Here is an 18,184-nt window from a genome sequence, read left to right as displayed (position 1 = left end):
CTGTTCAGAAATTGAACAAAGACGACCCCGGACGACGCTCAAGAGGACTCGCCGGGAGACGAGAAATCTTGTTCCCTACGCAGGCGCTAACCTGATCAGGTTCAACGGGATCCGGATTATCCGATCTCAGCCTCATATCAAGGCACCCCGACAAGAACGGCTTCAGTCTAGTCGCGGCGCAGGCCAAACGCCAAGCGCGGAATTCAAACGCGCGTTAAATGGCTGATTTGCCCGATTGTTGTCCCTACCCTCTGGAACTACACTCGCTACGCGGCGCCAAAGCCATCTGGATCGGACGCAACGTCAATGTCTTCATACCGCTTGAATTACTAGGGAATGTCTATGCTGCGCAAATTTTCACTGGCCATTGCCGTGTCGTGTGCTTCGAGTGCGATGGCCGGGGCAGCAGACGTGCCGCTGCCAACCAGGACCGGGTTGGTCAGCGTGTATCAGGAAGCGGTGAACAACAACGCTGATCTCGCGGCGGCCCGCGCCAGCTATGACGCGCAGAAGGAAATCGTGCCTCAGGCTCGCGCCGGCCTGCTGCCGAACATCTCCGGTGGTGCTGACATCAATGACACCCGCACATCGATTGACCAACCCTCCGCCGTCATCAGCCGCAGCGGAACGGTCTATCGCGCGACCCTGAGTCAGCCGATCTTCCGTGCCGACCGCTGGTTCCAGCTCAAGGCTGCGAAGGACGTCAACGAGCAGGCCATCCTGCAGCTCTCGGCCACCGAGCAAAACCTGATTCTGCAAAGCGCCGAAGACTACTTTGCGGTGCTTCGCGCACAGGACAATCTCGCCTCGACCAAGGCAGAGGAAGCGGCGCTCAAGCGCCAGCTCGATCAGGCCAATGAACGCTTCGATGTCGGCCTGTCGGACAAGACCGACGTGCTTCAAGCGCAAGCCAGCTACGACACCGCACGCGCTGCGCGGATCGTCGCCAAACGCCAGGTCGATGACGCGTTTCAGGCGCTGATCACCCTGACCAACCGCGATTACAACTCCATCGAAGGCATCGTGCACACCCTGCCTGTGCTCGCACCTACGCCCAACGACGCGAAAGCCTGGGTCGACACCGCGACGCAGCAGAACCTGAATCTGCTGGCCAGCAACTACGCCGTCAGCGCCGCTGAAGAAACCCTGCGTCAACGCAAGGCAGGCCACGCGCCTACCGTCGATGCGGTAGCGCAGTACGAGAAGGGCGACAACGACCCGCTGGGCTTCACCAATCCCAATTACACCGGTCAGAGTTTCCACGGCAGCGTCGAGCAACGCACCATCGGCCTGCAGGTGAATATCCCCATCTACAGCGGCGGGCTGACCAGTTCTCAAGTCCGCGAGGCCTATGCCCGCCTCGGCCAGAGCGAACAACAGCGCGAAGGTCTGCGCCGCCAGGTGGTGGAAAACACCCGAAACCTGCACCGCGCGGTGAACACCGATGTCGAGCAGGTCCAGGCGCGCAAACAGTCGATCATCTCCAACCAGAGCGCGCTGGAGGCCACGGAAATCGGCTATCAGGTGGGTACGCGCAACATCGTCGACGTGCTGGATGCACAGCGCCAGTTGTATGCATCGGTGCGCGATTACAACAACACCCGCTACGACTACATCCTCGACAACCTGCGTCTGAAGCAGGCAGCCGGCACGCTGAGCCCTGGGGATCTGCAGGATCTGTCGCGCTTCCTGAAGGCCGATTACAACCCTGACAAAGACTTCCTGCCGCCTGATCTGGCGAAAGAAGCGGCGAAGAACTTCGAACGGCCGACGGAGCGGTGAGCGGCTTCACTGAAAGGATGTAATGCATTGAAACGGGAATCACTGCGCTTGATTCGTAGTCAGTGACCTGTGCCCTGAAACCGCGCAGTAGCGTGGTGAATGACGTACTTGTGGGAGTGAGCTTGCTCACGAAGACGATATTCCAGCCGCTGAAGATTTGGCGGATGTACCTGCCTCTTCCCGAGCAAGGTGGAGCGCCACCCCGGTCGGTCCCACAGGTACTCAGTCAGCAGGCAGAGCTGCGGAGTTGGCCAGCTTTACTAGTCGGATTGGTGGCGCCCTGACACTCCGATGCCGTGCGGTAACTAGCGCACCTGTGGGAGTGACCGGGGTGGCGCTCCACCTTGCTCACGAAGGCGGCATTTCAGGCGCAATCAGTTCAACAACCGCCCAATCCCATCCAGCAACCTCTGCAACGCACCTTGATTGGCCTTCATCACGGCCAATCCGGCATCGGCCATTGCCTTTGCTTTCTGAGGATGGTCGATCAAATCACGTACCGTTGCGGCCAATGCAGCTGCGTCAGTCACTTCCTCCAACGCGCCGGCGTTACGCAACATCGCGGCGATTTCGAGGAAGTTGAACAGGTGCGGGCCGCTGAGAACGGGCTTATCCAGCGCCGCAGGTTCCAGCAGGTTATGGCCGCCGTTGGGCACGAGGCTGCCGCCGACGAAGGCGATGTCGGCCACGGCATACAGAAACAGCAACTCGCCCATGGTGTCGCCCACCAGAACCGACGTTTCCGGCGTCACCGCCTCGGCCGTAGACCGACGAATGCTGGCAAACCCCTGCTGCTGGCTCAGCTCAAACACGCTGTTGAACCGCTCGGGGTGACGGGGCACAAGGATCAACAGCGCATCGGCATGGGTTTCCATCAACGTGCGATGGGCCGCCAACACCACCTCGTCTTCGCCCGCATGGGTACTGGCGGCAATCCAGACCGGACGCTGCAGGGTCTGCCATTGCTCACGCTGCTGAACGGCACGCTCGAGCAATTGCGGATCGATGGTCAGGTCAAACTTGATCGAGCCTGTCACCGTGACGCATTCGGGCCAAGCGCCCAGGTCACGAAAACGCTGGGCCTCGGTTTCGGTCTGTACGGCAAACAGGCTCATCTCGGCGAGCATCGGCCGAGTCAGCCCGGCGAAGCGTCCGTAGCCACGGGCGGAACGCTCTGACAGCCGCGCATTCGCCAGCACCGTCGGAATGCCGCGCTTCGCACACTGATGAATGTGATTGGGCCACAGCTCGGTTTCCATGATCACGCCGATCTTCGGCTGGATGTGATCGAGAAAGCGCCCGGCGGCCCACGGAAAGTCATAGGGTAGATAGCAATGCTGGACGCGCGGCTCGTGGGCAAACAGCGACTGAATGCGCTCCGAGCCGGTCGGCGTCATGCAGGTGATGGTGACTGGCAGTTGCGGATAGCGGGCCAGCAAGGCGCGTATCATCGGCGCAGCGGCGATGCTCTCGCCCACCGACACTGCATGCACCCATATGCCCCCGCGCTGCATGGCGGGCAGGCCCATGGCGAAGCGCTCGCCGACCCGCTGCGCGTACGCCGGGGCCTTGCGCGAACGCAGCCACAGGCGCAGGGCGATCAATGGGAGGCCGAGGTGGAACAGGATGCTGTAGAGGGTTCTATTCATGGGCGCGGAGTTTATCAGCCAATTGCTGTCAGATTTCCATCGAGCTTCGCACATATCTTGCCCGGCACAGTCCACCTGAGACCACCGCGCCTCCCCAAAACGCCAGGTTGTTCGGTGCCGGGTAAGCCGCTTTAATGACGGCCATCGAAAAGGAGTAACACCATGCCTGCGTACTACCTGCTGGCCATCGCCATCTGTGCCGAGGTCATCGGCACCGTGTCCATGAAAGCCGTCAAAGGCCTGAGCACGCCGATCCCGCTGCTGCTGGTGATCGTCGGTTACGGCATTGCGTTCTGGATGCTCACGCTGGTGGTGCGCACCATCCCGGTTGGCGTGGCATACGCCGTGTGGGCGGGCATGGGCATCGTCATGGTCAGCATCGCCGCGCTGTTTATTTATGGGCAGAAACTGGATCTGCCTGCCATCGCCGGCATGGGTCTGATCGTCGCAGGCGTTGTGGTCATCCAGCTGTTCTCGAAGACGGCCGGTCATTAAGGGGGTTACTGAAAACAGCCTTCCCCTATAATGCCGGCATTCGTTTCGCCATTTGAGGTGCCCATGTCATCTGCTATTTCCACTGACGTCCTGATTGTCGGCGCGGGCGTTGCCGGTCTCTGGCTCAACGCGCGACTGCGGCATCAGGGCTTTTCGACGGTGGTGGTGGAAAAGGCCAGCCTGGGTGGCGGCCAGACACTCAAATCCCAGGGGATCATTCACGGCGGCGCCAAATACGCCCTGCACGGCGCGCTGTCCGGCGCTTCCGAAGCGATTGCCGACATGCCCCGTCGCTGGCGCGAAGCCCTGGCCGGCAAAGGCGAGCTGAACCTGTCGGGCGTGCGCCTGCTGTCGGAAGCCCACTACCTGTGGTCGCCCGGCACCATCGCCGGCAATCTCACCAGTTTCTTCGCCAGCAAAGCCGTGCGCGGGCGCGTCGATCAGGTCAAGGGCAGCGACCTGCCGCCTGCGCTTCAGGATCCGCGCTTCAAAGGCAAGGTGTACCGCCTGGCCGAGCTGGTCATCGACATCCCCAGCCTGGTGAAAAAACTGACGGAGCTGGCGGGCGACAGCCTACTGGCGGGTCAGGACATCGAGCCGCTGCGGGTTGATGGCGAACTGGTCGGACTGCGCGTCGACGGCCGCGACATCCACGCCCAGCGGGTAGTGCTCAGCGCCGGTGAAGGCATGGCTGATCTGCTCAAGGCGCTGAACGTGAGCCAGCCGGCCATGCAACGCCGGCCGCTGCATATGGTGCTGGTCAAGGGCCCGACGCTTAAACCGCTGTACGCCCATTGCCTGGGTGGCGGGCCGAAACCAAGGATCACGGTGACGACGCATCCGGCGGCCGACGGTCAGTGGGTCTGGTACCTGGGCGGCGACATTGCCGAGGCCGAAGGCGTTGCCCGCAACCCCGCCGAGCAGATCGCCGCCGCAAAAAAAGAACTCGGGAATCTGCTGCCGTGGGTCGACCTCAGTCAGGCGCAGTTCGCCACCCTGCGCGTGGACCGCGCCGAGCCGCAGCAAAGCGGTCTGGTTCGCCCCGACAACGCCTTTCTCGACGTGCAAGGCCGCTTGCTGGTTGGCTGGCCGACCAAGCTGGCGCTGGCTCCCGACTTCGCCGATCGCGTACTGGCCTCGTTGTCCCGGGATGACATTCACCCCACCCCACAACCGCCGCACACCGACTTCCCCAAGCCGCCCCTCGCCATGCCTGTCTGGGATCAACTGCTGCCATGAAGACCCTGCACGATCTGCATCGACCGCTCGGCACCCTCGGCATCAACGTTTCCCCCCTGGGGCTGGGCACGGTGAAGCTGGGCCGCGATCAGGGCGTCAAATACCCCAATGGCTTCAAGATTCCCGACGACGGCGAAGCGCAGATGCTGCTTAAGCTGGCGCGGGATCTGGGCATCAACCTGATCGACACCGCCCCGGCCTACGGTCGCAGCGAAGAGCGCCTCGGCCCGCTGCTGCGCGGGCAACGCCAGGACTGGGTAATCGTCAGCAAGGTGGGTGAGGAATTTGAAGCCGGCCAGTCTCGGCACGATTTCAGCGCCGAACATACGCGGCTGTCGGTGGAACGCAGCCTGCAGCGCCTGGAAACGGATTTCATCGATCTGGTGCTGGTGCATTCCGACGGGAACGACCTGCACGTGCTCAACGAATGCGCCGTGTATCAGACCCTGGCCGAGCTCAAGCGCGAAGGCAAGATTCGCGGCTTCGGCTTCTCCGGGAAGACCGTCGAAGGCGGGTTGCTGGCCTTGCAGGGCGGCGACTGCGCGATGGTCACGTACAACCTCAACGAACAGGGCGAACAGCCGGTCCTCGACTACGCTGCTGCACACGGCAAAGGGGTGCTGGTCAAAAAAGCACTGGCCAGCGGGCACGTTTGCCTGAGCCCCGGTGTCGATCCTGTGCGTGCCAGTTTCGAGTTGCTGTTTGAACATCCCGGCGTCACCGGTGCTATCGTCGGCACCATCAACCCGCTGCATCTGGCCCATAACGTGGCAACCGCCGCTGCCGTGATCCGTCGTCAGCCCTGAGACGCACGGCCGACCCCAACGCAAGAAGGAGCCGATATGCCGCGAACTCTGATCCGAAAGAACCCCAGTAACTTCAAGACCCTGCCGATATTCGTCGAAGCCACCCCGGAAGGCCTGACCTACCAGAGCGTCGGGATGCCGCTGAATTTCACCCAGACCCTGGCGCGGCGTCGCAAGATCGACGTAGAGGACAGCGAACGGTTTTCCACCGAGCTGGCCAATCTCGGCGTCTCGGTGCGTCTGACTCTGCGCTGGCAGAACCGCGATTACTGGGTGCTGGTTCGCCAGCGCCGTCAGGACCGTGGCGATGTGGTGCTCAAGCTGATCTCGGGCTACGTTCCCGCCCACGAGCTCAACCTGCCGTTGCACACCGCGGTGCAGGAAGTCGCTGAGGAATGCCTGATCGAGACGCCCCAAGGCTGGCTCGGCGGACGCTTCAATGAAACCTGGCTGCCTGCGCCCTACGCGGCAGCGCTGCATTACCGCGAAGCGATGCCCTTTCGCCTCACACCGCTTTCCGGGGCGGCACGCCCTGTACGTTGCGGCGGCCTGACCCTGATCGAGCGGCCCCGCGCTTATGTGCATTTACCGACCGCCTCGTTGCAGCTGATTTACGACATGCGCCTGGAAGTGCCGAAAGAGGCTCGACCGCTGAGCCTTTTCCACGTCGATGAAAGCCTGGAAAACAACGAGCTGGTGGCGCGCCTCAATCGCAGCAAGCCGGATCTCTACCTGATGCCCCTGGAAAACGGCTCGCCCCTGCCCGAGCTGTACGCCCTGAAGAACGACAAGCTTTCGCCTGCCGGTACGCGGGGTCTTTATCTGGCCGAGAGCTTCGCTCCGCAAGAAGGCTGGGTGGTGCGCGAGGAGCGGATTCGCTGGAAGGACTGGCTGGTGCAGCAGGGCATGACGCCGAAGAAGAAGCCCAAGTCAGGGCTGACCAAGCTGCGCATCAAGGCGCGGCGCCTGGTCAGGCTGGTTCGCAGCGGCCTGCACAAGTAAGCCGCCGCTCAGCTCTTCTCGGCAAGGTGTTTGTCACGCCAGGTGCGCAGCCGGGCGAAGAAGTGGAAATAGCGGTTTTCGCGTTTGCCCATCCCGCGCTTCGGTGAGAACGACTCATCGGCGAAGGCGCCGGTGATGCGCACACGCGAGGCGGTCGTTGGCAGTGTGCACACCCGGGCATCCGCCTTGAGCAGCGCGTACTTGAGCAAGCGCTCCGAGTGCAGTTTGCGGCCTGTCGCTTCGCAGAATTCAAAGATGCGTTCGATCCGCTTGCCGTAGGCCCGGTAAACATCGCGGCCGCAAATGGCGAAACGATCATTCAGCCCGCCCCACCACTGCCAGTCCGGGATATAGGCGTTCAGCCGCCTGGCCTGCGGCGAATGAAAGACATAACCCGGCAGCGGCGAATGGAAGAAGTTGTCCGGACGCACAAACACCACGAAGTCCGGATCGAACGACTCCATCATGCCCGTGACCGTGTGCAGGGAGTTGAGCTGATAGATCAGGTTGCGCAGGGAAACGTACTCGTCGCCCCAGGTGTCTCCCATCGCCTTGACCCGTTCGAAATCCCAGCGATCGAGCACGCCGTCGGTGGATTCGAGAACCCCCGTCATCGACTGGAAAACGTCGTAGTTCTGCGCCTTCAGCTCGCCCTTCTCCGCCGAGCGCTGGTTGTGCACTTCGTCGATCTTGTAGAGGTGGTAAAAGCATTTGACGTTGCTGCCCTTCGGCAACTGCCCAAGGACATTTTCCTCGATGGACGGAAAACAGATTTCCGAGTTGCGCGGGATACCAAAAAACGCGACCGCAATGTTCAGCACTGACAAACTCTCCGGGATCAATGGCGATGCGCCTGGACGCGCGCGCGCAAGCGGCGGACGGGGTCGTTCATTTACTAAATAGCAGCTTGCGCCACCAGCTTCGGGGCTTGAGGGCGATGACCTCGACATCGGCGCCCAGCAGCCAGTGGCGCTCATAGTCCCAGGCGTGGCCGCCCCAGAGCTTGCCGGCTTCATTGGAAAAACCCAGGGTCAAAAGTCTGTAGCGATAACCGGCATGGGGGCGTAGCCAGTCGAGCAGCACCAGCACGTTGAATCCTGTGGAGGGCCCGACGAAGCGCTTGCCGTTGGGGCGATCAACCGGATAGTGCTCAGCCAGTGCCGGCAACGGAATGCGGTCCCAATAGAGCGCAACGTCAGGCAGCGGGCACTGCTGCACGGCGCATCCCACCAACAGTGTGAAGCAGCGTGACCCCGGTTGGGCGGCGAGTTTTTGTACTTCAGCGGTTGCGGGGAGTCCGAAGAAATAACAGTCCGGCGCATTGAAGCCGTGCACAAACAGGTTGACGCTTTCTGGCTTCAGCAGAGCGGCCTTGATGCACAGATTGAAGCTGACCACCACATCGTCGGCGCCCACGCCCAAGGCATCGAAGTCCGCCTGGGTGATGGCAGGGTTGTTGGCGATGAGGATGACCCGTGCAGCGTTTGCCAGGCACTGGCGCAGTGCAGCGGGAAGTGCGCCGATCACGTCCTGATCGGCGCCCGGCAATACAGGGGGTACAAGGGGCGCGGCGCTGTCGTGTTCTGACGGCAGCGTCATCAGGCCGGCACCTGCATGCCATGGCGCAACTTGACCCAGGCACGGGTCAGCGCGGATGGACGCCGCCACGGGCGCATTGGCCGCTGAATTTCATCGGCCAGATCGCGGCCCACGCGGGCAAAGGCATAGCGTTCTTCGGCGAATCTTTGCCCTTCGCCCGCGATGCGCGCGGCAAGCTCGGGGTCGCTCTGCAGCAGGCGGATCTTCTCGACGGCTTCGTCTTCGGAGCGGTAGAACATGACGTTGCGCCCCTCTTCGAAGCCCAGCAGATCGTCCTCTTCACCCTGACTCCACGCGAGGAGCACGCAACCGCAAGCCATGGCTTCGAAATTCTTGATCATGAACTCGCCCATGCCGATGTCGGCGCTGACGAAAATCCTGATGCGATTAAGGGTTTCCAGGTATTCGGCGCCAGAGGCCGTGCGGGTCACCAGCATGCCGGCGCGCTGCGCGAGGTTTTCCACCAGTTGTTTGCGCTGGGAATACTCGCGGCTCTTCAGGCTGCCGAGAAAGCCCACAGGGATGTCCCGGGGCTGCCCGAGATTGCGCAGCATTTCCTGGTCATAGCCCTTGGACACGAATACCGCATCGATGCCTTCGCCGCGCATGCGCCGCGCCACCACCGCGCCCGACAGCAGCGCGCGACTCCACGGCAGTTGCCGGTACAGGCGCGAGTACATCCCGTGGTATTTGCTGGCGCTCATGTAATTCTGGTAAGCATCGTGCTCAAGAAAGATCAGCCCCGGGATGCACTTGAGCACCGCGCGCTGGCGAGCAAGCCGTTTGACCCGGGAGAAGATCACCACCCGGTCGTAGCTCTGATAGTCGACCGAGGCCAGAAACGGCCCGAGATTCAGCTGCTGTTGCTTGCTCAGGCGAAAGATGACGCAGTCGTCACACTGCTGCCGTACGGTTTCGTACAAGCCGTCCAGTATGACGCGCTGTTCATCCATCACCAGTAACATGACTTTCATACGTTCATATACCGAACTGCGAATACAAAAATGGCAGCGGCAAGGGGTGCCACTCTGCGCTGCGGGCGTCGGATCAGTCCTGGCTGCGGATCTTGTCGACGATGGCTGTCGTTGAACTGTTGGCGACAAGCCCCAACACTTTCACGGTGCCGCCATAAGAGGCGACGATGTCAGCGCCGACGACCTGATCAACCGAGTAGTCCCCGCCCTTCACCAGCACGTCCGGATGGACATGGGACAGAAGGTTTTCCGGGGTGCCTTCCGGGAAGCTGATCACCCAGTCCACCGCGCCCAGACCTGCCAGCACCGCCATGCGTCGATCAACGCTGTTGATCGGGCGGCCCGGGCCTTTCAGGCGACTCACCGACGCATCGTCGTTGACCGCCACGATCAGCCGATCGCCCTGCGCGCGGGCTTGTTCCAGGTAGGTGACATGGCCGGCGTGCAGAATGTCGAAGCAGCCGTTGGTGAAGACGATGGTTTCGTTGTGGGCGCGGGCGTCGTCAATGGCCAGCAGCAACTGATCGAGGGTCAGCACGCCGCGCTCGGAACCTTCGGCACGCTGGATGGCGCGACGCAACTCGGGCGCACTGATCGCGGCGGTGCCCAGCTTGCCTACGACGATGCCCGCCGCAAGGTTCGCCAGCGCGACCGCGTGCGGCAACTCCTCACCCGATGCAATGGCCGCTGCCAGCGTGGAAATCACCGTATCGCCGGCGCCGGTCACGTCGAAGACTTCCCGCGCACGGGCCGGCAGGTGCAGCGTCGGTTGGTCCGGGCGCAGCAGGGTCATGCCGTGCTCGCCACGAGTGACCAGCAACGCACCCAGATCGAGGTCTTTCATCAACGCTGCGCCTTTGGCGACCAGCTCTGCCTCGTCGACACAATGGCCGACGATGGCTTCAAATTCACTGAGGTTGGGCGTGATCAGGCTGGCGCCACGGTAGATGGCAAAGTCTTTGCCCTTCGGGTCGGCCAGCACGGGAATGCCACGGTCCCGAGCTGCCTTGATCAGGACTTGATGGTTCTTCAGCGCGCCCTTGCCGTAGTCGGACAGGACCAACACTTTGACGCCGTCGAGCAAGGCGTCGACCTCGCGGCTCAGGGCCTCGGGATCGGTGGCAAAGGGTTCTTCGAAGTCGATACGCAGGAGCTGCTGGTGCCGGCTCATTACGCGCAATTTGACGATGGTGGGCTGGTGGGCGATGCGTTGGAAGCAGGCGACGACGCCAGCGGCCTTGAGGCTGTTGCTCAGGCTGTCAGCGGCTTCGTCGGTGCCGGTGACGCCGACCAGTGACGCCTTGGCGCCCAGTGCTGCGATGTTCAACGCCACGTTGGCAGCACCGCCCGGACGGTCTTCGATCTGGTCGACTTTGACCACCGGCACCGGCGCTTCAGGGGAGATTCTGGAAGTGCCACCGTGCCAGTAGCGGTCGAGCATGACATCGCCGACAACTAACACTTGAGCCTGATCAAAACGCGGCATGGACAACTTCATCGAACAACCCGTGGCAGAAATGGACAAGGACGGAATCTTAGCACAGCGATCAGCGCTGGCTGGCCGGTTGGCCTCGAATCCCTTAGTGCTTCAAACGGCGCTTCAAATGGCGCCTTTAATGGTGCATCGGCTGTTGCAGTCAGGGACGCGGAAAGCGGCGAACCCAGAACACCTCATGCCGGCGAACAGCCTTGCGGAAGAATTCGTCGTCTCCCGTCAGCGGCCATTCGCGGCCGGCCAGCCAGCGTTGAATCTGCCGACGCAGGCGCTTCTTCAGGGGTGGCGGTCCCTGCAGGTCATGCTGCATCGCCAGAGCCATGGCTTTATCAAGTTGCACGTCCGCACTGAGCGACGTACTCCAGAGCTGATCAACCGACGGCGCTTCAACGAACGGCGGCAGCGCCACGCCTTTCCCGGCCAGACCCATGGGCCAGCGATCGTTGTCGTGCAGGTGATTGGCATAGAACAGCGCCACATCAGGCGTGTGCGCGCTTCTGCTCACCGCCTCATATAACGCTTGAGTCGTGGCGATGTGGTCGGCGTGGGGGTCGAGTTCAGGGTGCGGCATGACAATGACGTCCGGTCGATGCGCGTCGAGCAACGCTGCAAGATCGGCAACAAGATTGTTCCAGGTCGGCGCGCCGTCCCGATCCCCTGGCAACGGCGAAGGATTGTGCTGCCGCGCGCTGCGGATGTCGGTTTCTGAAGAGTCGCGAGAGCCAAACGGCTGATCCGGCGACTGGGCCATGGCCGGCAGTTGCAGGCAGTAGTAGCCCAACTGCACGCACTGGCTCTGGGGCACACCGCCCCACAACGGAATCGCCAGGCTGTCCCACGTGCGCAGGCGACCCTTGAGCCGCGCGGCATCGGCGCGGTTCAGCCCCAGTCGTTCATAGCGTTCGGCCTCGATCTCGCCCTGAGTCACCGTGACGATGCTGCATTCGGCGGCCTGGCTGTACAGGCCAAACGCTGCCAGTTCGGCATCGTCGGCGTGGGGCGCGAGGATCATCAACCGTTGCTGGCGGTAATCCGGGTTGCTCAGCACGTACAAACGGGCGGCATTGCCGATGCGACAGAACCCGCCCTTGAGGCGCAACGTGCTGTCAGCAACGACGTCGCGCTGACCGGTGAGGTTCACGTAGCGACGCCCGGCGAAACCCCGTTCGAAATCCTGGCGGTCGTCGCCGGCCACCACGTAAGGGTCCAGCCAGCGACCCAGCCAGTTGCTGCGCAGATCGAGCTCCAGCAGCAGCGTTTCGCCCTCGGCCAATGGCTCGCTCAGTTGCAGCATGCCGTTGACGACGGAGACAGCCTGCGACTGGGCCGCGTCGGGAAACTGATAGCGGTAGTCGCTCTTGGGCGAATAAAACAGATGGTCGGAGAACCAGGCTTCGTGGGCCACCCAGGCAGCAACGATCAGCAACGGCACCAGCCACCACGCGACCCCGATACCAATGCCGATCAGCAGCACCAGACCGATGATCAGCGCCAGACGCTTGTTGCGCCGATGTCGTTTCAGAAGCTGCTGCTTGCGCCCGGACATGTCATCCAACCTTGTAGACAGGCACCGTCTGGCACCAGCGGTCTTTGTATTCACGATCGGAGCGGCCGAAGGAATAGCGCAATGGCTTGTTCACCGCCCTCGCGTCAGCCCAGGCGTTCTGCGTGTTGACGAAGCTCAGCACGCTGCCGGCGCTCAGCGCCTGATGGGCCGGATCCACACCGCCGTTGATGTATTCCACCGACACCCAATGCGGCGACTCGACCCTGTACAGCACCTGAGCGGCAATGGGCTTGCCCTCCAGCAGGATCATCGAGCCGGTCATGAACTCGCGCATCAGCTCGAACACCTTGGCCAAGTGATCCTTGCCCGGTACATCGAAGCCCCAGCGGGCATGAAACAGGCTTGAGTAAATGCGCGCTTGTTCCTCGGACGTGAAATCCAGCATCGGCTGCACGACCCCGCCCGCCTCCTCAAGTAACCGCTGCTCGCGACGCTGGTTGTAGCGGAATTTCTTGGAATAGTCCTCGGGCGCGCGGGCGATCGCCAGGCTCTCGGCTTGCGGCTTGAGGGTGTCGATCTGGCCGGCGTTCAACTCCGACACATAGCTCATGCGCTGGCGCACTGGCACTGTCACCCCAGGGGCAACCGGCAGAATGATCTCTGCATTGCCCAGATCGAAGACCCGCCGATCACGCTGCTTGAGCACCTTTTTAGCCAGCGCCAGATCCCGGCCCCAGCAGGCGACCGCAGCGACAACGTTGCCGTCCTGCAGCCAACCCAGATACCGAACCGGAATATCCGCCAAACCGGCCAGACGCTCGATCACCTGAGGGTGCGTGGCAACGCTGCCGCCAAACTGCTGCCACGCGGTGGCGTAGGTCGATGCATCGATCGGGGTCCAGCCTCGCTCACGCCATGCGCGCAAGTGACTCAGCATGCATCGACTGCCCGATCGATTTCGACAGGCTCGTCTTCTTCGAACTGTTTGGCATGCAGGCGCGTGTAGTAACCGTTCAGCGCCAGCAGCTCGGCATGGGAACCGCGCTCGACGATACGGCCTTCGTCCATCACCAGAATAACGTCGGCTTTTTCGATGGTGGTCAGGCGGTGGGCGATGACCAGCGTGGTACGGCCCTGCATGACTTTTTCCAGCGCCTTCTGGATGTGGCGCTCGGACTCGGTATCCAGCGCCGAAGTTGCTTCGTCGAGAATCAGCAGCGGCGCATTTTTCAGCAGCGCGCGGGCAATTGCCAGACGCTGACGCTGGCCACCGGACAGCAGCACGCCGTTCTCGCCGACGAGGGTCTGATACTGCTGAGGCAGTTTGTCGATGAACTCGTCGGAATAGGCATCGGCCGAGGCTTTTTTGATCTCTTCCAGCGGCACGCCCGCCAGATCGCCATAGGCGATGTTGTTGGCGATGGTGTCGTTGAACAGCGTGACGTTCTGGTTCACCAGGGCGATCTGTCGGCGCAGGCTGCGCAGGGTGTAATCCTGAGTCTGGACGCCATCAAGGAGGATCTGGCCCTGCACATGATCGTAGAAACGCGGGATCAGGCTCGCCAACGTGGATTTGCCGCTGCCGGAGCGACCCACGAGCGCGACCATCTGGCCGGCTTCGGCGACAAAACTGACGTCGTTCAGCACGCGTTTTTCCGTGCCCGGGTAGGTGAACGTGAGGTTTTTGACCTCCAGACGGCCGGAAACCTTGTCGCGCTCTACCGTGCCCAGGTCCTGTTCAGTTTGCTCGTCCAGTTGCTCGAAGATGCTCTCCGCACCGGCGACGCCCTTCTGGATGGTGGAACTGACTTCGGACAGCTGGCGGATCGGCTTGGGCAGCAGGCCGGCCATGGTGATGTAGGCCACCAGATCGCCCGCCGAGGAATCGCCGCGCAGATAAAGGACAAGGAACATCACGATGGCCATGCCGCTGTAGGTCACCAATTGCAGCATCGGCGTGTAGACGGCACCGGTCTTGGTCATCGCCAGTTGCTTCTTGGTGTTGCTGCGGCTGGCCTTTTCGAAGCGGGCCTTTTCGTAGTCTTCGCCGCCAAAGCTGCGGACCACGCGATAGCCGTGAATGGTCTCGGACGCCACGTGAGTCACGTCGCCCATCGCCACCTGAATCTTCTTGCTCTGCTTGCGAAATTTCTTGCTGGTGCTGTTCACCATGACCGCGATGAGCGGCAGTATCGCCAGCATCACCAGGGTCAGTTTCCAGTTCATCCACAGCAGCGCGCCGAACAGGAAGATGACCGTCATGCCTTCACGAATCACGACTTTGATCGCGTCGGTGGCAGCGCCGGTGACCATGGTCACGTTGAAGGTGATGCGCGAGATCAGATGCCCGGAGTTGCTGTTGTCGAAGAAGCGGTTGGGCAGCGTGAGCAATTTGTTGAACAGCACGACGCGCAGGTCATGGACCAGCCCGAGGGAGACGCGGGCCAGGAAGAAGTTGCCCAGATACGAGCCGGCACCTTGCCACGCCGCGATCAGCACGATCATTAGCGGCACCGCCTGCAGCAATTGCAGGTGGCCAATATAAGGGTTGCCGGGGAACAGGCTGGCTTCGGGATTGGCCAGGCCATCGACGAAGTATTTGAGGATGTAGGCGAGCATCGGCTGGGTGGACGCAAAGATAAGAAAGCCGACAATGCTCAAGCAGAAAAGGCCTATATACGGCCGCACATAGGTCAATAGACGAAAGTAAATCGCCAGGGTCGTTTTAGCTTGAGGATCAGGACTGCTCATGGGAATCCGCACGAAAAAATTAGGCGGGCATGGTAGCACAACCCATATTTGTCGACCCCTGCTGCGACCCAAGCGGGGCCGACTCGGGTAACATGCCGCATTTGTTCAGGTAAGTATGCCGATGCACCCAATGGAACACAGCGCCTATCTGGCCTTGCGAGAAAACGCCACCGTGCTCGAAGCGGACGGATCCGGTGACAAGGTTCTGTTGCTTGAGGACGGCACCATTCTCAAACTGTTCCGCCGCAAGCGCCTGATCAGCTCGGCCTTGCTGTTTCCCTACGCGCAACGCTTCGCCGACAACATCGAAGCCCTCAAAAAGCGCAACATTCCCTGCCCGGACGTCATCGCCACCTACCGAATTGCCAGCATCAGCCGCGACGGCGTGCGCTACACGCCGCTGCCCGGCCTGACCATCCGCCAGGTGCTGAAAGAACACGGTGAAAGCGCGCCACTGCGGGCTGAGCTGGGTGCGTTCATCGCCCGCTTGCACGATCAAGGCGTTTATTTCCGCTCGCTGCATCTGGGCAACGTGATCCTTACCCCCGAGTCAAAACTGGGGCTGATCGATATCTCGGACATGAAGTGCCAGCGCAGGACGTTGAGCGACTCGAAGCGGCTGCGCAATTTCCAACACCTGCTCCGCTACAAGGAAGATCGCGCGTGGCTGGTGGAAAGCGACGCGGGCGTGGCCTTTATTTCGGCTTATGCAAAAGGCCGGAGCGCGCACTTTACGGCGCGTTTGAAGGCGCTGTTTGCGTAGAGGCGTCGGATTGGACGCCCAGCAGTTCGTCGAGGCGCTGCAGGGTGATTTTGGGAATCACCCGCTCCGGCATGCGGCTGACGCGGGATAGGTTGAACACCTGCATGCCGGTTCGGGGAAGAATCCTGCGAGCCATCAGCGCGAAGCTTGGCAGGATGTACTGCTCGAAATCCTCGTCCAGGCTGCTGGGCAAAGCCGCTTCTCCCTTCTCGTAAAAGCGCCCCCCACCCTGACGCAGGTCCATTCCGATCACAAACACCTGACGAAACCCCAGATGACAGACCAGCTGCAAGGCGCCGAAAGGAATGGTCCGGCTGCCGAAATAGCCTCGTTTGAGGTTCAGGCTGAAGCCGATACGGTTGGGCTTGCGACGCAGCAGGGAGAAGTTCGAGATCAGCTCATCGTCGTTACGGATAGACCACGCATAGGCTCGATCTGACATGACGGCCTTGCCTTCCTGGCGATTGACCCGCTCCAGCAGATAGATCTTTTTGCCGTTCAGGGCAGTGGCGTCAGCCGCGTGAATCGCCTGAAGCACATCAAGGCTCATCGCCAGATGCTCGCCATGGCTGACCCCCATCAGTGCGAGCGCCGGCCGACCGATGACGAAATTCGGATCGTCACACAGGTAATAGAAAGGCCGTATGCCCTCGTCGACACAGCGCACGATCGAGCCGTTCATGGCGACAACCGGCAGGCTCCGGTAACGGGGAAGCGGGAACTCATTCGCCGAGGGTCCGGACGCCAGCAGCAGCACCGGCCCTGTGACAGAACGCCGTGAATGCGCGAAGTCCTGCAGGCAAATTTCCAGATCATGCCCTACCAGCCAGCATTGCTCGCCCCGCGCTTCAACCCTCAGCACGCCGCGCCTCCCGGGAGATCGCCACGGCGCCGGCCAGCGGCAGCCAGAGCCATTCCCACACCAGATTGGGTGACCCAACGAAGGTGTGCAGCTCGACCGTCATCACCACGCCACCGGCGCAGAGGATCGCCAGCCAGAGCCGGGCGGTCTCCGAGGTCTTGCGCGCTCGCGCCAGACAAGCGCCGGCGTGCAGCATTGTCGCCAGCAGCAGCGCCAGACCGACGATGCCGAACTGGTAAAGCACCTCGAAATACAGGCCGTGGGTATTGCGTACGATTTGCCCGGTGGAAAGGTGAACTTCCCCCAGCGGCGTACCGGCGCCAACCCCGAACCACCAGTGCCCGGCCAGTCGCTCGAACACCGCCAGCCAGACTTCGTTGCGCCCCGTCACGCCGCGGGTCTGCACTTCGTACGCCAGCTCGCTGAAGCCGAATATGAGCACGAGCGCGATGACGATAGCCGCCGGGATGAGAATATTGCGGCGCAGTTTGCCGCTGGTCATGGTGCCGAGCAGCACCAGACCGCCGACCGATGAAGCCAGCCAGGCGCTGCGCGCGAAGGTGAAGTAGATGTAGGTGGCAACAAGGGCGCAGCACAGCAACCAGAGAGCGATTTCGGCACGACGCCGTGAACGTAGCGTCAGCCAGACCCCGGCCAGCAGAAACAAGCCGTAGTTCATGCCGGCAACGATGGTGTTGCCGAAGTCGGCCACATCGGTCACGCCCGAGCCGGCCAGTGACATCTGCCGATAGCCCAGAACAAAGGCGCCGTGAATGGCGAGATTGAGCATCGAAAACCCGGCGAACAGGGCGACCACAACCACCGATATCTTGAGGATTTTTTCCCAGTCGAAGGTGCCGCTCGCCCGTATCACGCCAACGCCGATGAAAAACACGAGAATGAGCAGAAGCCGACGCAGGGATTTCATGTCGTCGTCGGCCAGGAGGCTGTTGATCAGCAGATAGGCGAACAGTAGCAGGACGGTATACGTCAGCGGACTGACTGAAAATGACCGCCGACTCAGCGCCGGCGCGGCGCAGAGCAAGGCAATGACCAGCGCCGCGCGAATGAACGCAGCCCAGGAACTTGACTCACCGGGCCACCAGAACGGCCCGAGAAATATGATCAGCATCACCACTGCAAGCAGTAAACCTGCAATGTACCCCGCACGTGCCGGCAAATTTTTTACAACCATTCCAATCCATATCCTGTGCTATGCAGCCGGGTGTTCATTGCTATCAGAGGCCAATGGCTGCCAGC

At 61.8% G+C, this 18,184-nt stretch carries 16 protein-coding genes and 1 riboswitch; of the genes, 6 read left to right on the top strand and 10 right to left on the bottom strand.

From position 1 onward, the window contains the following. Window positions 1-55: 55 nt before the first annotated feature. A riboswitch (TPP riboswitch) is annotated at window positions 56-160 on the bottom strand. A 182-nt stretch (window positions 161-342) separates the two neighbouring features. Next, window positions 343-1,782, top strand: coding sequence for a TolC family outer membrane protein (locus SLW75_RS24645; protein ID WP_065987833.1), 1,440 nt, complete (start codon window positions 343-345; stop codon window positions 1,780-1,782). A gap of 374 nt (window positions 1,783-2,156) precedes the next feature. On the opposite strand, the gene waaA is transcribed toward SLW75_RS24645, so the two are convergent. Further along, window positions 2,157-3,431, bottom strand: coding sequence for a lipid IV(A) 3-deoxy-D-manno-octulosonic acid transferase (gene waaA / locus SLW75_RS24640; RefSeq protein ID WP_410935700.1), 1,275 nt, complete (start codon window positions 3,429-3,431; stop codon window positions 2,157-2,159). 162 nt (window positions 3,432-3,593) lie between these two features. On the opposite strand from waaA, the gene SLW75_RS24635 reads away from it, so the two are divergent. The 4 genes from SLW75_RS24635 to SLW75_RS24620 all read left to right on the top strand — a co-directional run bounded on the left by SLW75_RS24635 (window position 3,594) and on the right by SLW75_RS24620 (window position 6,973). Further along, window positions 3,594-3,926 carry a DMT family transporter gene (locus SLW75_RS24635; RefSeq protein ID WP_065987835.1) on the top strand — a complete coding sequence of 111 codons (333 nt, stop codon included), beginning with the start codon at window positions 3,594-3,596 and terminating at the stop codon, window positions 3,924-3,926. A gap of 63 nt (window positions 3,927-3,989) precedes the next feature. Further along, window positions 3,990-5,165 (top strand): NAD(P)/FAD-dependent oxidoreductase, encoded by a 1,176-nt coding sequence (locus SLW75_RS24630; RefSeq protein ID WP_410935699.1) that lies wholly within the window; start codon window positions 3,990-3,992, stop codon window positions 5,163-5,165. Then, a complete protein-coding gene (locus SLW75_RS24625; protein WP_410929720.1) occupies window positions 5,162-5,971 on the top strand; it encodes an aldo/keto reductase in 810 nt (269 codons plus the stop codon). The genes SLW75_RS24630 and SLW75_RS24625 overlap by 4 nt, the downstream gene beginning before the upstream one ends. A gap of 36 nt (window positions 5,972-6,007) precedes the next feature. Next, complete coding sequence (locus SLW75_RS24620; RefSeq protein ID WP_410935698.1) at window positions 6,008-6,973, top strand: metal ABC transporter ATPase; 966 nt, start codon at window positions 6,008-6,010, stop codon at window positions 6,971-6,973. Window positions 6,974-6,981: 8 nt separating this feature from the next. Here the strand turns inward: SLW75_RS24620 and SLW75_RS24615 are convergent, their stop codons facing one another. The 7 genes from SLW75_RS24615 to msbA all read right to left on the bottom strand — a co-directional run bounded on the left by SLW75_RS24615 (window position 6,982) and on the right by msbA (window position 15,299). Continuing rightward, a complete protein-coding gene (locus tag SLW75_RS24615) occupies window positions 6,982-7,794 on the bottom strand; it encodes a hypothetical protein (RefSeq protein WP_410935697.1) in 813 nt (270 codons plus the stop codon). A gap of 67 nt (window positions 7,795-7,861) precedes the next feature. After that, window positions 7,862-8,572, bottom strand: coding sequence for a hypothetical protein (locus tag SLW75_RS24610; protein WP_410935696.1), 711 nt, complete (start codon window positions 8,570-8,572; stop codon window positions 7,862-7,864). Next, window positions 8,572-9,546: a glycosyltransferase gene (locus tag SLW75_RS24605; RefSeq protein ID WP_065987841.1), complete on the bottom strand. Its 975-nt coding sequence runs from the start codon at window positions 9,544-9,546 to the stop codon at window positions 8,572-8,574. Before SLW75_RS24605 ends, SLW75_RS24610 begins: the two co-directional genes overlap by 1 nt. Window positions 9,547-9,619: 73 nt before the next feature. Continuing rightward, window positions 9,620-11,044: a bifunctional D-glycero-beta-D-manno-heptose-7-phosphate kinase/D-glycero-beta-D-manno-heptose 1-phosphate adenylyltransferase HldE gene (gene hldE / locus SLW75_RS24600; protein WP_065987842.1), complete on the bottom strand. Its 1,425-nt coding sequence runs from the start codon at window positions 11,042-11,044 to the stop codon at window positions 9,620-9,622. A 139-nt stretch (window positions 11,045-11,183) separates the two neighbouring features. Then, window positions 11,184-12,587, bottom strand: coding sequence for a PIG-L deacetylase family protein (locus SLW75_RS24595; RefSeq protein WP_192135383.1), 1,404 nt, complete (start codon window positions 12,585-12,587; stop codon window positions 11,184-11,186). Window position 12,588: 1 nt separating this feature from the next. After that, window positions 12,589-13,485 (bottom strand): GNAT family N-acetyltransferase, encoded by an 897-nt coding sequence (locus tag SLW75_RS24590; protein WP_369319081.1) that lies wholly within the window; start codon window positions 13,483-13,485, stop codon window positions 12,589-12,591. Continuing rightward, on the bottom strand, window positions 13,479-15,299 hold the full coding sequence (gene msbA, locus SLW75_RS24585; protein WP_065987845.1) for a lipid A export permease/ATP-binding protein MsbA: 1,821 nt from the start codon (window positions 15,297-15,299) through the stop codon (window positions 13,479-13,481). The genes SLW75_RS24590 and msbA overlap by 7 nt, the downstream gene beginning before the upstream one ends. A 121-nt stretch (window positions 15,300-15,420) precedes the next feature. Between msbA and SLW75_RS24580 the strand changes: the two genes are divergently transcribed. Further along, window positions 15,421-16,062, top strand: coding sequence for a lipopolysaccharide kinase InaA family protein (locus tag SLW75_RS24580; RefSeq protein ID WP_410935695.1), 642 nt, complete (start codon window positions 15,421-15,423; stop codon window positions 16,060-16,062). Here SLW75_RS24580 and SLW75_RS24575 read toward each other — a convergent pair. After that, window positions 16,031-16,924: a lipopolysaccharide core biosynthesis protein gene (locus SLW75_RS24575; RefSeq protein ID WP_410935694.1), complete on the bottom strand. Its 894-nt coding sequence runs from the start codon at window positions 16,922-16,924 to the stop codon at window positions 16,031-16,033. The genes SLW75_RS24580 and SLW75_RS24575 overlap by 32 nt on opposite strands. Beyond that, complete coding sequence (locus tag SLW75_RS24570; protein ID WP_410935693.1) at window positions 16,911-18,119, bottom strand: O-antigen ligase family protein; 1,209 nt, start codon at window positions 18,117-18,119, stop codon at window positions 16,911-16,913. The genes SLW75_RS24575 and SLW75_RS24570 overlap by 14 nt, the downstream gene beginning before the upstream one ends. Window positions 18,120-18,184 lie beyond the last annotated feature (65 nt).

Source organism: Pseudomonas sp. W5-01 (genome assembly GCF_046540435.1).
GTDB classification, from domain to species: Bacteria; Pseudomonadota; Gammaproteobacteria; order Pseudomonadales; family Pseudomonadaceae; genus Aquipseudomonas; species Aquipseudomonas graminis_B.
The sequence above is the reverse complement of the archived record's forward strand: the minus strand, read 5'-3'. Positions and strand labels throughout refer to the sequence as shown.

Bases quoted from the DNA above. Each gene is read 5' to 3' on its own strand.
- SLW75_RS24610 (WP_410935696.1), bottom strand. From the start codon at position 8,572: ATGACGCTGCCGTCAGAACACGACAGCGCCGCGCCCCTTGTACCCCCT.
- SLW75_RS24630 (WP_410935699.1), top strand. From the start codon at position 3,990: ATGTCATCTGCTATTTCCACTGACGTCCTGATTGTCGGCGCGGGCGTT.
- SLW75_RS24570 (WP_410935693.1), bottom strand. From the start codon at position 18,119: ATGGTTGTAAAAAATTTGCCGGCACGTGCGGGGTACATTGCAGGTTTA.
- SLW75_RS24605 (WP_065987841.1), bottom strand. From the start codon at position 9,546: ATGAAAGTCATGTTACTGGTGATGGATGAACAGCGCGTCATACTGGAC.
- SLW75_RS24590 (WP_369319081.1), bottom strand. From the start codon at position 13,485: ATGCTGAGTCACTTGCGCGCATGGCGTGAGCGAGGCTGGACCCCGATC.
- SLW75_RS24625 (WP_410929720.1), top strand. From the start codon at position 5,162: ATGAAGACCCTGCACGATCTGCATCGACCGCTCGGCACCCTCGGCATC.
- SLW75_RS24645 (WP_065987833.1), top strand. From the start codon at position 343: ATGCTGCGCAAATTTTCACTGGCCATTGCCGTGTCGTGTGCTTCGAGT.
- hldE (WP_065987842.1), bottom strand. From the start codon at position 11,044: ATGAAGTTGTCCATGCCGCGTTTTGATCAGGCTCAAGTGTTAGTTGTC.
- SLW75_RS24580 (WP_410935695.1), top strand. From the start codon at position 15,421: ATGCACCCAATGGAACACAGCGCCTATCTGGCCTTGCGAGAAAACGCC.
- SLW75_RS24595 (WP_192135383.1), bottom strand. From the start codon at position 12,587: ATGTCCGGGCGCAAGCAGCAGCTTCTGAAACGACATCGGCGCAACAAG.
- SLW75_RS24620 (WP_410935698.1), top strand. From the start codon at position 6,008: ATGCCGCGAACTCTGATCCGAAAGAACCCCAGTAACTTCAAGACCCTG.
- SLW75_RS24635 (WP_065987835.1), top strand. From the start codon at position 3,594: ATGCCTGCGTACTACCTGCTGGCCATCGCCATCTGTGCCGAGGTCATC.
- msbA (WP_065987845.1), bottom strand. From the start codon at position 15,299: ATGAGCAGTCCTGATCCTCAAGCTAAAACGACCCTGGCGATTTACTTT.
- waaA (WP_410935700.1), bottom strand. From the start codon at position 3,431: ATGAATAGAACCCTCTACAGCATCCTGTTCCACCTCGGCCTCCCATTG.